The following is a 13,126-nucleotide window of genomic DNA, read 5'->3' on the forward strand; positions in this document are numbered from 1 at the left end:
TATACTTAAAAAAAATTGAAAAGAGGTATTCTCAGAATGGAAGATTGTATTTTTTGCAAGATTATCAATGGTGAGATTCCTAGCTACACGGTCTACGAAGATGATGTCGTCAAGGCCTTTTTAGACATTTCGCAAAACACGCCTGGCCACACGCTGGTCGTACCAAAAAAGCACGTTCAAGACATCTTTGAATATGACTCCGACTTGGCTGCTGCCGTATTTAGCCGACTGCCAAAGATTGCCCGGGCCATTCGCGACTCCAACCCTGACATCAAGGGCATGAATATTTTAAACAACAATGGCGCCGTAGCCTACCAGTCCGTTTTCCATTCCCACATTCACCTGATTCCGCGCTACAGCGACCAAGATGATTTTGGGATTACGTTTTCGGACAACTCGGGCCAATATGATGAACAGAAGTATCAAGCTGTTCAACAGGCGATTATCGATCAATTCGGTGACTAGCCATGTTCGACGACTTCAAAAACGCTGGTCGCGATACTTTAAGCGCTGCTAAGAATCTACAGACGCAGCTGGTTAAACTGAATCAGAGCGTAATCAAGCTGAATCAGGCAATGGATGGCGTCAGCGAGTTTACCCGTGCTGCCCAGCATGCCGTTGATCTTTGGCAGTTTAAAAATGAACCGCGACTGGCCAAGATTCAAAAACTGCTGTCAAAATATCAAGCATAGCCAAAATGGGACCCCCTGCCTTTAGACAAGGAGTCCCATTTTAATTTTTCTAATGCTGCCAAAAAAGGATTGCATCTGATATGCAATCCTTTTTGATTAGTTGCTTGAGCTGGAAGCTGAGTCAGCACTGGAACTGGATTCCGTGCTTGAACTAGAGCTGGAAGCCGAACTCGAACTCTTGCTTGAGCTGGAAGTCGAGCTGGTTGAACTGGAGCTGGTCGTCAAGTATTCATCCAAGATGTTCTTCAAGTCGCTGTCCTTGATCGAAACATTGCCCTTCTTCAGAACCTTGGAGACAACGTTTTGCAGGAAGGTCGAATCATTCATGTTTTCTTCGACGATCTGCTGTTTCAATTGCGCGATGTGGTTGCTCTTCTTACCCTTGGCTGGGTGCTTGATCATGTAGATGACCTGGTAGCCGCTGTCGGTTTTGACCGGCGTCGTCGTGTATTCGCCAGTCTTAAGCTTAAAGGCTGCCTTCTTGTAAGCTGAGTCAAGCGAGGTATCAGTGTTGTCAAAGGCTGCTACCTTACCACCATTGCTCTTGTTTGAAGTATCTGTTGACTTTTCCTTGGCCAGTTTCTTGAATGCCTTGTACTTGTCGCCAGAAGTGTTGTTCAGCTCATCAATGATTGCTTGAGCATCAGACTTTGAGCCAACCAGAATCTCCGCCGTCTGAACCTTTGGCTGGTACTTCTTCCATTGCTTGTTCAAAGCCTTGTTGGAGAAGTTGGAGTAGTGACGAACGGCCGCTTGCAATAACAGGTTAGAGCGAATCTGCTGCTTAAGCGTCTTGGTAGTCAGTCCATTTTGCTGCAGAACGGTTGAGAATGATGAACCGTATTGCTTCTTGTAGGCATTGTATTCACTGTTGACCTTGCTGTTGGAGACTTGTGAGCCATACTGCTTTTCCAGCACCTTATCCAAGATCATCTGCTGCAGCACCTGCTTACCAGCAGAAGTCTGCTTCATGCTGCTGTAGTATTCGCTTTCGGTAATCTTGCCACCGCTAGTCGTTGCAACAGCCTTATTGCCACAGGCAGCCAATGGCAGCATTAAAGAAATTCCGGCTAAAATTGCCAAAGCTTTTTTCTTTGCGTTCACTAAATTACACATCCTTTAGTTTATTAAGAATTTACTCGTGATAAATTTACCAGTCTAATATAACACAACCGATCCCAGATTAAACCCGGCTTAGACAATGTTTAGCTTTTCTTCAAAGTTTCTTCATTGGTCGGCCGATAAAAGCGGCGATTATCCAAGCTGAATAAACGATCCGTATACTCGCCAGGCGCAGTTTGCTTCAAGGCCGTCTGAATCGTCATGATTGAGGCATCCAGCTCATCTAGATGATGCAGAATCTCGGCTTCTAAAAGCTGAGGCCGCGCCGGTGAGCCATATTCCAGCAGACCATGGTGAGAAAGAATCATATGCCGCAGCAGAATTACCTTGGGTGCCTCGGGATCAAGGCCCAGCTCATCACAGGCCTGCACGATTTCGCCGTCCAAAAGCGAGATATGCCCAATCAGATTCCCCATCACGGTATATTGGGTCGCGATCGGTCCGCTTAGCTCAATGGTCTTGCCCAGATCATGCAGCATTGCCCCAGTATAAAGCAAGGCGGCATTGATTCCCGGATACTGAGCCTCAACCGCGCGCGCCAGCCGCAGAATCGACAGCGTGTGAAAGGCCAAGCCGCCCACAAAAGCATGATGGTTGCTCTTGGCTGCTGGATAAGAGAATAGTTTATCGCCATGCTTGCTAAACAGATGCCCGGCAATCTTTTTCCAAACCGGTTCATCGATCAGATCAAAAAACTCGCGAAAACCCGCTTTTAACTGAGCCGTCGTTTCTGGAGCCCGCGGAACGAACAACAGCGGGTCATGCGGCTCATCGTCACTGGCCAAGCGAATTGTTTCAATCTTGATCTGGGGCCGGTCGCGATACGTTTCACGCTGTCCTTTAACGCTGACGACTTTGCCAGCCTGCAGTTCGGCAATGTCTTTTGGTGCTGCATCCCAGCGCATTCCGCCAATCTCACCGGAAGCATCAGCCAAAGTCAGTGCCAGGTAAGGCTTGCCGGCACTGGTAGTCTTAGCCGCTGCCTCTTTGATCAGGGCAAAAAGCTGCATTTCCTCGCCATCTTGGTATTGAGCAATCAATTTGGCCATTTTTTCACCGCCTTTAAAAAACGGAACCGCAAGCTACGATTCCGCTTTAAAAACTATTTTTCCGCGCCGCCGTTTTGTTCCGGCATAGCTTCACGATACAGTTCCGCAATTGGTGCCGTAATCGTCTTGCTGATCTGTTGAATCATGTCGTCAAGCTGGCGTTCTTTAACCATCAGATTTTTAATGGCGTCTTTTTGACCAACTTCTTTAGCCAGGTCTTGAACTTCCTTGATTTCTTCTTCCGTCAGCTGAACGCCTTGCATTTGCTTTTGTTGAGCCTGCATCTGCTTTTCTTGGAATTTTTGGAAAGTACCAAATGCATCCTCATCCTTTTTAAGTTCTGCAAAAGCTTCCTTCAATGCTTGGAATTCCTGCGTTTCCCGCATCTGGCGCTCCATTTCGTTTGCCGTGTCGTAGATATTGACAACCATAATCGGCCTACCTCCTATAATTCATTGCTTTTTAGATTGTAACATTATGCATCGTTTAAGGCAAAGCTACTGAAACATTGACTGCAAAGAGCTCCACCAGTCGCTGGCCTTTTGCTTGAGCGTGCTGCCGCTGTCGTTTAGGTTGTTGGTAAAATTGCTCCACCAACTGCTGCTGGTCTTATTTTGCTTAGCCGTAGCCTTGGCCTGCGCATCCTTGACCGTAAACTGCGTACCAGCCGTTTCTGGCAGAATCGCGCTCATTTCAGCCTTGTAGAGCACGCTGATGTTTTTGCTGGTAACGTCAGCCAGCTGCTGAGACTCAGTCGTACTGTCATAGCCTTCCCAGGTTGCAACGACAATGTCTGGCGTGTAGCCGACGATCCATTTGTCGCGATCACCATCGCCAATTCCCGAATCGGTCGTCCCAGTCTTGCCGGCCAGCTCATAGCCGTCTGGTTTTGCCGATACCCCGGTTCCATGCTTGAAGACGCCCAACAGCATGCTGGTCATCTCATTGCTGATCTTTTTAGAGATGATCTGCTTAGCAGGTTTGGCTTGATAACGCTTGATCACCTTGCCGTTTGCATCCTCGATCTTGACGATATAGTGCGCGGTTGGCAATTTGCCGCCATTGGCAAAGACCGAGTAGGCACGAGCCATCTGCTGAGGCGACACGCCGTTTGACATCCCGCCCAGCGCCAAAGCCAGGTTCTTGTCGCTCTTTTCAACCGGCAGTCCAAACTTCTCAGCCATCTGGTAGCCGGCATTGACGCCAATCTTGTTCAAAAGCCAGACTGCTGGAGCATTAAGACTCTCATACAGCGCCTTGTACATTGGCACGCTGCCGCTGTACGTGTTGTCATAGTTTTTCGGCGTATAGTGATTGCTGCCATAAGACGTCTTTTTGTCCTGCAGCGTTGAGTCATAGAAATATCCTTTTTCCAGTGCTGGTGTGTAGACGACGATCGGCTTAATGGTTGATCCAGGCTGCCGCCGCATTTGGGTTGCTCGGTTGTAGCCTCTAAAGACGTGCTTGCCGCGACCGCCGACGACTGCCGTTACTCCGCCAGTCTTGGGATCCATGGCAATTGAGGCTGATTGAACCATCGTTGAGCCGGTGGAGCTGTCTGGGAAGTTGCTGTCGTCATCGTAGGTATCCTGCATGGCCTTTTGCTGATTTTGGTTCAGCGTCGTGTAGATCTTGTAGCCATTGTTCATAATGTCTTTTTCTGACAGATGGTAAGTATTGACGGCCTCGCTGATTACGGCGTCAAAGTAGTATGGATACTTATAGGTGTCAGGACTGGTATAGCCATTGGTAATCGTCAGCGGTGTCTTTTTATAGGCATCAGCCTGCGACTGGGTCAATTTCTTGTTTTCGACCATCAGCTGCAAGACCACGTTCCGTCGCGACTTGGTGGCAGCCGGGTGCTTGACGGGATCATAAATTCCTGGCGAGGTCAGCATCCCCGCTAGCGTGGCCGCCTGGGGAACCGTTAACTCGCTGGCGTCTTCGTTAAAATAACGCTTGGCCGCGTCCTGCACGCCCCAGACGCCATTGCCAAAGTAGGCATTATTGAGATACATAGTGAGAATCTGTTTTTTGGAGTATTGATTCTCAACTTCAATCGCAATAAAAATTTCCTTGGCTTTCCGCGAAAAGGTCTGTTCCTGACTCAAAAAGGCATTTTTTACCAATTGCTGGGTCAAAGTCGAACCCCCGCCCGAAATATAGTCGCGACCCAACAGCTTGTTTTTGACCAGCAGCAGTGCCGCCCGTCCCAAGCCGCGAACCGAGAAGCCGTGCTCTTGATAAAAGCGACGATCCTCAGTTGACAGCACTGCGTCAGGTACGTTTGCAGAGATCTTGCTAAGCTTGACGTAGGTTCCCTTTTGCGAATAAAGACTGCCGGCCGACTTGCCCTTGCTGTCGTAGATCATGGTCGGCTGTTCCAATCGGCGCTCCAGATCCTTGACATTGGCTGTCTTGGCAACAAACGTCAAATAGATGCTGATCACCAAAAACAGCGACATTAGGACAACGATAATCCAGCGCGTCAGCTGAAAACGATGCCATAAATATTTAAACCGCGTCCAAAAAGCATGCCAGGTCTTGCCCAGCCAAGCTTTAAAACGTACTTTCCAATCAGATGTTGGTTGTTTCATTTAAATTTTCCTCATGTTTCAAATTCACCACGTAATTTTATCACAATCAGTCCTTTTTGGAATCAGTCGCCAAGTCAGTCCAGTAAAACTTATCCAAAACGCAAACAATCATGCCTAAGACTCATCATTGAAAATCAGCTGCTGGTATCATCAATTTATCAAAAAAGCTCCTCACTTCATTCATTGAAGCAAGGAGCATTCTTGATTGATCTGGTCTGGTCAGAATCGATAATCGTCTGGCTTTGACTGCCAGCAGCTGTCAGCCATTAAGATATTGAGACCGACTACATTTCGTCTGGAGCCTTAACGCCCAGCAGTGCCAGAGCAGACTTCAAAACGTCGCTGACCGCTTGAACCAGTGCCAGCCGCGCCAGTTTTTGGTCGTCGTCAACCAGGATCCGCGTATGAGCGTAGTATTGGTTGAAGGCTTTGGCCAGTGACAGAGCGTACTTGCCGATCAGGGATGGGTCGTACTTAACGGCAGCCCGCTTGATCGTTTCTTGGTATTGTCCCAAAAGCTTGATGATGTTCCAAGATTCTTCGTCATTAAGCTTCAAATCGGCCCCAGCAAGATCTGGGTTGCCCGCCTTGCGCAGCAGACTCTCAGCCCGAGCATGCGCATATTGAACGTAAGGACCGGTTTCACCTTCAAACTTAACGGCATCTTCCAGCTTGAAGTTGATTGAGTTGGTCCGTTCGTTCTTCAAATCATGGAAGACGATTGCGCCGACGCCGACTTCTTGAGCAACTTGATCGGCATTTGCCAAGTCAGGGTTCTTTTCGGCAATTTGTTGACGAGCCAGCTTGATGGATTCGTCCAGCACTTCTTCCAGTTGAACGACATTACCCTTCCGCGTTGACATCTTCTTACCATTCAGCGTCATCAGACCAAATGGAATATGGTGAATCTGCTTAGACCAGGTAAAGCCCATCGTAGCCAGCGTAGCCTTTAATTGTTGGAAGTAGTAGCTTTGTTCGGCACCAACAACGTAAAGCGACTGTTCAAAGCCGTACATCCGCTTTCTGAACAGAGCCGTAGCCAGGTCACGCGTCATGTACAGCGTTGAACCATCTGACTTTTGAACCATGGCTGGATTCAAGTCGTACTTGGACAGGTCAACGATACCGGCACCACGACTCTTTTGCAGCAGGTGCTTGTCGTTAAGCAGCTGCAGGATTTCATCCATCTTGTCGTTGTAGAAGGCTTCACCATTGTAGGAGTCGAATTGAACGTCCAGCATGTCGTAAACCTTCATGAAACGCTTCAAGGATTCAGCCCGGAACCACTTCCACAGACGAACGGCTTCTTCATCGCCATCTTCCAGCTTCCGGAACCATTCACGACCAGCTTCGGCATATTCGGGATGTTCGTCGGCTTCCGTGTTGATCTTAACGTAGTATTTTTGCAGCGTGTTGATTGGGTCAGCCTTGACAGCTTCTTCATCGCCCCACATTTCGTAGGCGGCCATCAGCTTACCAAATTGGGTCCCCCAGTCGCCAAGGTGGTCAATCTTGATTGGGTTGTAGTTGACCTTCTTCATGATGTTGGCAATTGCGTTACCGATAACCGTCGAACGCAGGTGACCCATACTCATTGGCTTGGCGATGTTTGGTGAGGACATGTCGATCGTAACGTTGGCTTGGTGACCAAGATCCAAGTCGCCGTAGTGCTCTGGGTCAGCCAAGATTTCCTTTAAGATCCCTGCACCAACATTGGCCTTGTCCAAGAAGAAGTTGATGTATGGACCAGCCGCAACGACTTTTTCAAAACCAGTTTGGTCGATTTTTTCAACCAGTTCACCGGCAATCATCTGTGGCGCCTTGTGCAGCTCCTTAGCCAAAAAGAAGGTTGGGAAAGCGTAGTCCCCGTTCTTGCTGGTTTTTGGCCGTTCCAGCTTGTTCTTGATGTCCTCAATGCTCATGTCTGGCAGTGCAGTCTGCAGCGCCGTAGCAACCTGTGTCTTTTCGTCCATGTTTAACCTCCTAAATAAAAAACGCCTCCAACGAACCCCAAAGTCCATTAGAGACGAGAAATTTCCCGCGGTACCACTCTAGTTGAATGTGCAACATTCCACTCAAATGATATTTAAATGTCATGCCAAAGCGCGTTCAAGAGACCAGCTGCACCTGCCTTCCAGCAACGCAGGCTCGCTTGCCAGCGGCTACCTCTTTAATATTCTTCAGCTTTTTATACAATTTCAGATTATACCAGTTCAATAAAAAAAGGCAAGTTACATGTTTGTTACGAGAATAAATTTTTCAGTCGCGCGATTCATCTTCTCAGCTCATGCGTTTTTAAGATGCCGAATCTTTCAGTCGTGCGATCCGTTTTTCCAATGGCGGGTGCGTATCAAACAGCTTCATCAGCCAATTGCCTTGCATGGCATTAAAGCAGATGGCATTGGTGGCCGCATCGTCAGTTGGCATCTGGTGATCATCATTTTTCAATTTCTCAAGTGCACTGATCAAGCCACTAGGATCACGCGTTATTTCTACTGACCCGGCATCAGCCAGATATTCACGCTCTCTTGAGATGGCAAAAAACGCGATCTTGGCCAATGGAATCCCGACAATGGCAATCAAACCGCCAACCACTGCCAGACTGGCCCCGATCATCCAAAAAATCAGCTTGATGATCCCAGCCCTGGTTTTGACGCTCATCAATCCCAGACCAGCAATCAGCAGCCCCCATCCCGAATAGCGAACCAGCTCAAGCAGCGACATCGCAATCGTGGTAACTCGGATATCATAGTTTTTGATATGCGCCAGCTCATGTCCCAAAACACCGCGCAGTTCTTCGTCATTCATCATTTCAAGCAATCCGCTGGTTACCGCTAAACTGGCATGTTCAGGGTCACAGCCGGTCGCAAACGCATTGGGACAATCGATCGGCAATAGATAGATTCTGGGCAGCGGCAATCCACTGGCCAAGCAAAGTTCCGTCACCAGCTCATAAAGACGCGGGGCAGACTTTTCATCGATCTGCCAACCACCATTGATTTTCATCAAAACCGTCGCCGAATGCCAGTAAAACCAAGACAGATAACCAAAACCAACCAGCCAAAAGATCCACATCCAATCAGTACCAAATGCCCAGGCAAACACTAAGCCAACTGCCAAAACGATAATTGCCATAAAAATCAGCAGCCAAATCGTATGTCGGCGATTACGAGCAATCTGTTCAAACAGCATTTTCGCTCCCCGCTGCAAAAAACGTGTGCAATGTAGTTATTTTGCGATTTTAACTACATATCTGAAGACTTAAATACAGACGTTTTTCTTATTGCCGTTATCGCCGGTATTCCGATATTCCAACGAGGGAGTAATCGTATTGACCGACGCAGATGCCGAAACATCACTCCTGCAACATCTAAGGAAGGCTCTCGCCAATCCTCGGGTACAGCTAACCCGTGTGGCCTCGATTGCTCAAGGCCATTAACATTCCTTTCTTTTAAATTTATAGTGCCTTATTCAATTTTGGATGCTCAATCAGTGCTAAAAGATTAAGCATCGCATTGGTGTCCCGATCTACAACTAAGTTATAGTTGGGACATTTTTTGTTATAGCAAACAAACTCATTATGTTTGGTGCCATATTTCTTGTTGCCATACAGCGTAATGCGTTCATCGCCTCGCTTAATGGTGCCGCAGACCGCACAGCGCTGAGTAGATGGATATAGTTTATCAGCTAGAATCAGTTTGCGATCATACCATTTGCACTTGTAAGTCAACATTTGCTTAAACCTGCCAAACATGGAACGATGCACTCCCTTAGAAGCTACATGGCTCATTAGCATGCCTTTGACAGACAGGTTTTCAATTACGATTTGATCATAATTATTAACCAATTTGGTCGTAAATTTGTGCATAAGGTCATTCTGGATATTGAACGCTTTGCGATAGCATGCTTGAAGCTTGGTTCTCGTCTTCAAATAGTTATTGCTTTGCGTACTGCCAGTAACAACCCGTTTATGTGCTAATTGACGTTGATAATGTTTGATTTTTTCGTAAATGCGTTCCAACTTTTTTGGAAGAACGTTTTGTTGACCCTCCGTATAGTTGAAATGACCGACATTAACATCAACTGACGTATTCTTACCAGTTTTGGGTAATGCTTTTTTAGTGGCGACTTTAAACGGTACAGCTGCATAGTAACGGCCTTTTTCACGGAAATAGCTGACTATGCCGATTTTATCGGACAAAGGTTGCTCACTTAATTTAAAGTCTCGCCATTCTTCACTTGGAACAAGACTTTTCTGAGGACGTTCCAGACGCAGTAAACCGTCTACAATCTTGCTTTGATCGCTTTTAAAGCCCTGGCGTGGTTCTCGACGGGAATGAAAATGCGGCTTTCCCCAATCAGGCTGTGCCTTGTCAAAAAAATTCTGCCAAGCATTGCCCAAGTCCTTAACGGCAAGGCCAAGCAGGTGGGCAGAGCGCTGATATTGCCAATCCGCTTTGTCGTGTACCATAATGTCACGAACCATCTTCCAATTTGGAGCAGGATTTAGATGAACGTCGATATGTTTTACCGTGATTTTTCCCGTCTTTTTATTTTGTTTGGGAATAAATTTAGTCCATAGAATTTTGTCGTAAATCTTATGAGCAAGATACAACTCATTCCATATTTCTAAGGCTTGGTTCCAACAATAACGACGATAATCAATAGCCTCATCCAAAACCTGTTTCATAGTCTTATTCGGATGCAGTTCGTAAACCACCGTTTGGATTGTATCAGTCATTCTTATCACCGTCTTTCAAGCTAGGATCCGTCTCAATCTGTTTTTTATAGCGACGTAAGCCGTATAAGCGACTGGAAAACATATGGATAATACTGGTCAGATCGTCAACCAATTCCTTATCGGGGCTGGTTTTAGGATTATTAACCACGATGATCTCTGCACCATGACGCTTGCAAAAGTCAGCGAACCAATCAAAGCCAAAGCGGACAAAGCGATCCTTATAAGTCACATAAATTTTATCAACCTTGCGATCTTCAACTTCTTGTAACAGCTTATTCCACTTAGGTCGTTTGTAATTGAGCCCACTGCCAATATCTGTAATATGCTCATCAATAATAATGCCCTTAGCATTGCAATATTGAATCAAGAAATCCATTTGATCCACTAGATCACGTTTTTGCCCCGCTGATGATACTCGCGCATAAGCAATGTTTTTACGGTCTTTCTCACTGATCCCTAGATACTTATTCAACTGTTCTTGAGTGTAGTAACGCCGATTGGCAGCATTTCGATAAGCCTTGATGCGCCCCTCTCGATCCCAGCGCTGCATTGTTGAAACTGAAACACCAAGCAGTTCGGCAGCTTGGCTAACCTTATAAATTTTGCTCAAAATAGATTCACCTCACTTTAGTAAGCTAAATCTAGCATAACACATTTGAATACTTTTATTTATATTAGTTGCGTTTTTAACGATTAGCAATTAACCCCTATGCATTAATTATAATACAGAAAGGAAGCGATCTTACGCCCAGCATCATTTCAAAATATGTAGATAGATGCGTTTGACCAAAATTGTCTGCGAGCTGCCTTTTGATGGGAAAGCCCTGGTCCTCATCAAGTCTTTTTGGTTGATGGATGGGAGCTGTCACCATAAATTCAGTCGTCAGCTGCTTTTATGATCATCAGTGAACTGCCTTTGTGAAGAAAATAAGGACTTAATCGGCTATTGGCCAAGAGATTACCTACTATTTCTTGATTTCTGGCAGAAAGTAGGTAACTGTATACTCGGCCGATTTAACTTTACCTACTTTCGCCACCTTTTTTCGAAATAGTAGGTAAAGATGCATATTATAGAGCTGATTGGGCCAGACCGACTTTGTGAATTACCTACTATTGGGGGATTTTTGATCAATAGTAGGTAATGTTAGGACAACCTAACTCGATATACATTAATTTTTACCTACTATGCATCGCTTTTTCGAAAAAAGTAGGTAATGAGATTTTCGTCAGATGTTTTATACAAGATTTTCTGCATAATAATCGTCATTATGGCAATTTTTGGGAGTGTAAAATTGTTTGTGTAAATTTAAAGGAGGAATTGAAAAAGGGAAAGCCCTCCCCGTATGATTGAACTGCTAAAACCAATCAGAATACGGAGGCTTTCCCCATGGAAGATTCTATCAAAAATATTATTACCGCGCTACTGGCAGATGACGATTCTGCTTTGAAAGAACTGTTTCGAGCCCAGGTTGAAGATGCCGTGGATCGCTTCGTCATGACGCAGGTAGCGACCTACAACGATCAGAACTTGTCCAGAATACGCCGAACCCGCACTGGAATTACCGGCTGTAAGGACACGCTTGACACAATGTTTTAAAAACCAGGCTTCATCATACACAGAGGAAGATCCCTTTTTACACAAAATTATAGACACACCCCAGTTTTTGATGTCAGTCAACCAATCTACCGACGAGACATCACTGTTTTAGATTGAGACATTCCGATACTGGTCAACTAATTTACTGGTGAGCCATCACCGTTTAAGGTAATTCAATAGTAATCGGACGAACCCGATATTTAAAATTATCGGATAAACAAAAAGGGATGAGCAGACTGCTCATCCCTTTTAACTAAGCGGGTAACGAGAATCGAACTCGCGACACAACCTTGGGAAGGTTGGGTTTTACCACTGAACTATACCCGCAAAAGCTAAGTAAAAATAACTTACTTAGCAAGTATACCTCATTAATTTAAAAATGTCATCAAGTAATTTGATTTTTTTAAACTAATTCTTGTCGGCTGGCTTTTCAATGCGTACCTTTGAAGAGCGTCGTGCCCGCGTCGCCTTTTTGCCAGTCGTCTTTTTAGCCTCTTTTTCGGCTTCTTCTTTCTCTGCTTCCACTTCGGCTTCTTTGTCTTCTGCCGTCCGTGGAACTGCCTTTAACATCTTGGCCTCATCTTTGCGAATGATTGCGCGACCGTTCAATTCGTTGACACCGCTCTGGTCAGACGGATCGTAGTCTTGAATGGCAATCATAATCGAGTTTTCATAAACCTTTTCGACTTCCCCGGAAAAGTCATGATCCATGGGGCCAAACTTCTTGCCTTTGACAACATCGCCAATCTTGTAAAGCATGCAATTCACCTCGTCAATTTCCCGATTGATAGCAATACATGATAGTTTACTCTTTTTGCGGCAAAATTCAAGCATCACGTATCAAACCCGGCTTTATCAGCCAAAAAATGATAAAATTTAAGCAGCTAAAACTTTAAAAGAGAGGCCTTTCAAATGATCAAAACCCTAACTTTAATCGATGCCATCTGTGCGATTGCTCTTTTCGCCACTGCTTTTATGGGACTGCATGCCAAAATGGAAAAGCGCGTCAGTGACTGGTTCGTCCTCACGCGCTTGGCATTGATCGTTGCGGCCATTACGGCTCTGGCAACGACGCTAATGTTTTTCAGTCTGCATCCGCTGCTGTTCGTTGGTCGCATCATCTGGTTACTGGTCGTGCTGCTTGCAATCGAGGCCGCCTTTCGACAAAAACGCGAAACCTTTGGCAGTCCCTGGCTGTTTGGGGCTACCTACCTGATCTTAATCATCAACGTCATTATCAATATTTGGTAATCAAAGCCGATCAATCAGGATTTATCCGTCCAACGCTGCAAAAAGGACCTAATGATGCGATCGATCTTAGTCAGTGC

General features: G+C 45.9%; 13 protein-coding genes and 1 tRNA gene. 4 read left to right on the plus strand and 10 right to left on the minus strand.

From position 1 onward, the window contains the following. Positions 1–36: 36 nt before the first annotated feature. Positions 37–465: an HIT family protein gene (locus ABC765_RS08095; RefSeq protein ID WP_033935318.1), complete on the plus strand. Its 429-nt coding sequence runs from the start codon at positions 37–39 to the stop codon at positions 463–465. Positions 466–467: 2 nt separating this feature from the next. Next, positions 468–692: a hypothetical protein gene (locus ABC765_RS08100; protein ID WP_347980161.1), complete on the plus strand. Its 225-nt coding sequence runs from the start codon at positions 468–470 to the stop codon at positions 690–692. Positions 693–788: 96 nt separating this feature from the next. Here the strand turns inward: ABC765_RS08100 and ABC765_RS08105 are convergent, their stop codons facing one another. From ABC765_RS08105 to ABC765_RS08140, 8 genes are all read right to left on the minus strand, one after another. Then, complete coding sequence (locus tag ABC765_RS08105; RefSeq protein WP_347980162.1) at positions 789–1,796, minus strand: peptidylprolyl isomerase; 1,008 nt, start codon at positions 1,794–1,796, stop codon at positions 789–791. Positions 1,797–1,897: 101 nt separating this feature from the next. Next, positions 1,898–2,863: an HD domain-containing protein gene (locus ABC765_RS08110; RefSeq protein WP_347980163.1), complete on the minus strand. Its 966-nt coding sequence runs from the start codon at positions 2,861–2,863 to the stop codon at positions 1,898–1,900. A 53-nt stretch (positions 2,864–2,916) separates the two neighbouring features. Further along, complete coding sequence (locus ABC765_RS08115; RefSeq protein WP_006500091.1) at positions 2,917–3,294, minus strand: YlbF family regulator; 378 nt, start codon at positions 3,292–3,294, stop codon at positions 2,917–2,919. A gap of 66 nt (positions 3,295–3,360) precedes the next feature. Continuing rightward, positions 3,361–5,460: a PBP1A family penicillin-binding protein gene (locus ABC765_RS08120; RefSeq protein WP_347980164.1), complete on the minus strand. Its 2,100-nt coding sequence runs from the start codon at positions 5,458–5,460 to the stop codon at positions 3,361–3,363. Positions 5,461–5,744: 284 nt separating this feature from the next. Next, a complete protein-coding gene (gene argS / locus ABC765_RS08125) occupies positions 5,745–7,433 on the minus strand; it encodes an arginine--tRNA ligase (protein ID WP_347980165.1) in 1,689 nt (562 codons plus the stop codon). 322 nt (positions 7,434–7,755) lie between these two features. Continuing rightward, a complete protein-coding gene (locus ABC765_RS08130) occupies positions 7,756–8,652 on the minus strand; it encodes a M48 family metallopeptidase (protein ID WP_347980166.1) in 897 nt (298 codons plus the stop codon). Positions 8,653–8,917: 265 nt separating this feature from the next. Then, on the minus strand, positions 8,918–10,201 hold the full coding sequence (locus tag ABC765_RS08135) for a transposase (RefSeq protein WP_347980167.1): 1,284 nt from the start codon (positions 10,199–10,201) through the stop codon (positions 8,918–8,920). After that, positions 10,194–10,802, minus strand: coding sequence for an IS607 family transposase (locus tag ABC765_RS08140; protein ID WP_347980941.1), 609 nt, complete (start codon positions 10,800–10,802; stop codon positions 10,194–10,196). The genes ABC765_RS08135 and ABC765_RS08140 overlap by 8 nt, the downstream gene beginning before the upstream one ends. Before the next feature lie 786 nt (positions 10,803–11,588). Between ABC765_RS08140 and ABC765_RS08145 the strand changes: the two genes are divergently transcribed. Next, on the plus strand, positions 11,589–11,798 hold the full coding sequence (locus ABC765_RS08145) for a hypothetical protein (RefSeq protein WP_347980168.1): 210 nt from the start codon (positions 11,589–11,591) through the stop codon (positions 11,796–11,798). A gap of 256 nt (positions 11,799–12,054) precedes the next feature. Here the strand turns inward: ABC765_RS08145 and ABC765_RS08150 are convergent. Next, positions 12,055–12,125 (minus strand) — tRNA-Gly (locus ABC765_RS08150). Positions 12,126–12,206: 81 nt separating this feature from the next. Next, on the minus strand, positions 12,207–12,557 hold the full coding sequence (locus ABC765_RS08155; RefSeq protein WP_006500096.1) for a hypothetical protein: 351 nt from the start codon (positions 12,555–12,557) through the stop codon (positions 12,207–12,209). 153 nt (positions 12,558–12,710) lie between these two features. Between ABC765_RS08155 and ABC765_RS08160 the strand changes: the two genes are divergently transcribed. Then, on the plus strand, positions 12,711–13,049 hold the full coding sequence (locus tag ABC765_RS08160; RefSeq protein ID WP_347980169.1) for a hypothetical protein: 339 nt from the start codon (positions 12,711–12,713) through the stop codon (positions 13,047–13,049). Positions 13,050–13,126: the final 77 nt, after the last annotated feature.

This window comes from Limosilactobacillus sp. WILCCON 0051 (assembly GCF_039955095.1).
GTDB lineage: Bacteria > Bacillota > Bacilli > Lactobacillales > Lactobacillaceae > Limosilactobacillus > Limosilactobacillus allomucosae.

Coding starts and splice junctions, on each gene's coding strand:
- ABC765_RS08095 (WP_033935318.1), top strand. CDS start 37: ATGGAAGATTGTATTTTTTGCAAGATTATCAATGGTGAGATTCCTAGC.
- ABC765_RS08100 (WP_347980161.1), top strand. CDS start 468: ATGTTCGACGACTTCAAAAACGCTGGTCGCGATACTTTAAGCGCTGCT.
- ABC765_RS08110 (WP_347980163.1), bottom strand. CDS start 2,863: ATGGCCAAATTGATTGCTCAATACCAAGATGGCGAGGAAATGCAGCTT.
- ABC765_RS08115 (WP_006500091.1), bottom strand. CDS start 3,294: ATGGTTGTCAATATCTACGACACGGCAAACGAAATGGAGCGCCAGATG.
- ABC765_RS08120 (WP_347980164.1), bottom strand. CDS start 5,460: ATGAAACAACCAACATCTGATTGGAAAGTACGTTTTAAAGCTTGGCTG.
- argS (WP_347980165.1), bottom strand. CDS start 7,433: ATGGACGAAAAGACACAGGTTGCTACGGCGCTGCAGACTGCACTGCCA.
- ABC765_RS08130 (WP_347980166.1), bottom strand. CDS start 8,652: ATGCTGTTTGAACAGATTGCTCGTAATCGCCGACATACGATTTGGCTG.
- ABC765_RS08135 (WP_347980167.1), bottom strand. CDS start 10,201: ATGACTGATACAATCCAAACGGTGGTTTACGAACTGCATCCGAATAAG.
- ABC765_RS08145 (WP_347980168.1), top strand. CDS start 11,589: ATGGAAGATTCTATCAAAAATATTATTACCGCGCTACTGGCAGATGAC.
- ABC765_RS08155 (WP_006500096.1), bottom strand. CDS start 12,557: ATGCTTTACAAGATTGGCGATGTTGTCAAAGGCAAGAAGTTTGGCCCC.
- ABC765_RS08160 (WP_347980169.1), top strand. CDS start 12,711: ATGATCAAAACCCTAACTTTAATCGATGCCATCTGTGCGATTGCTCTT.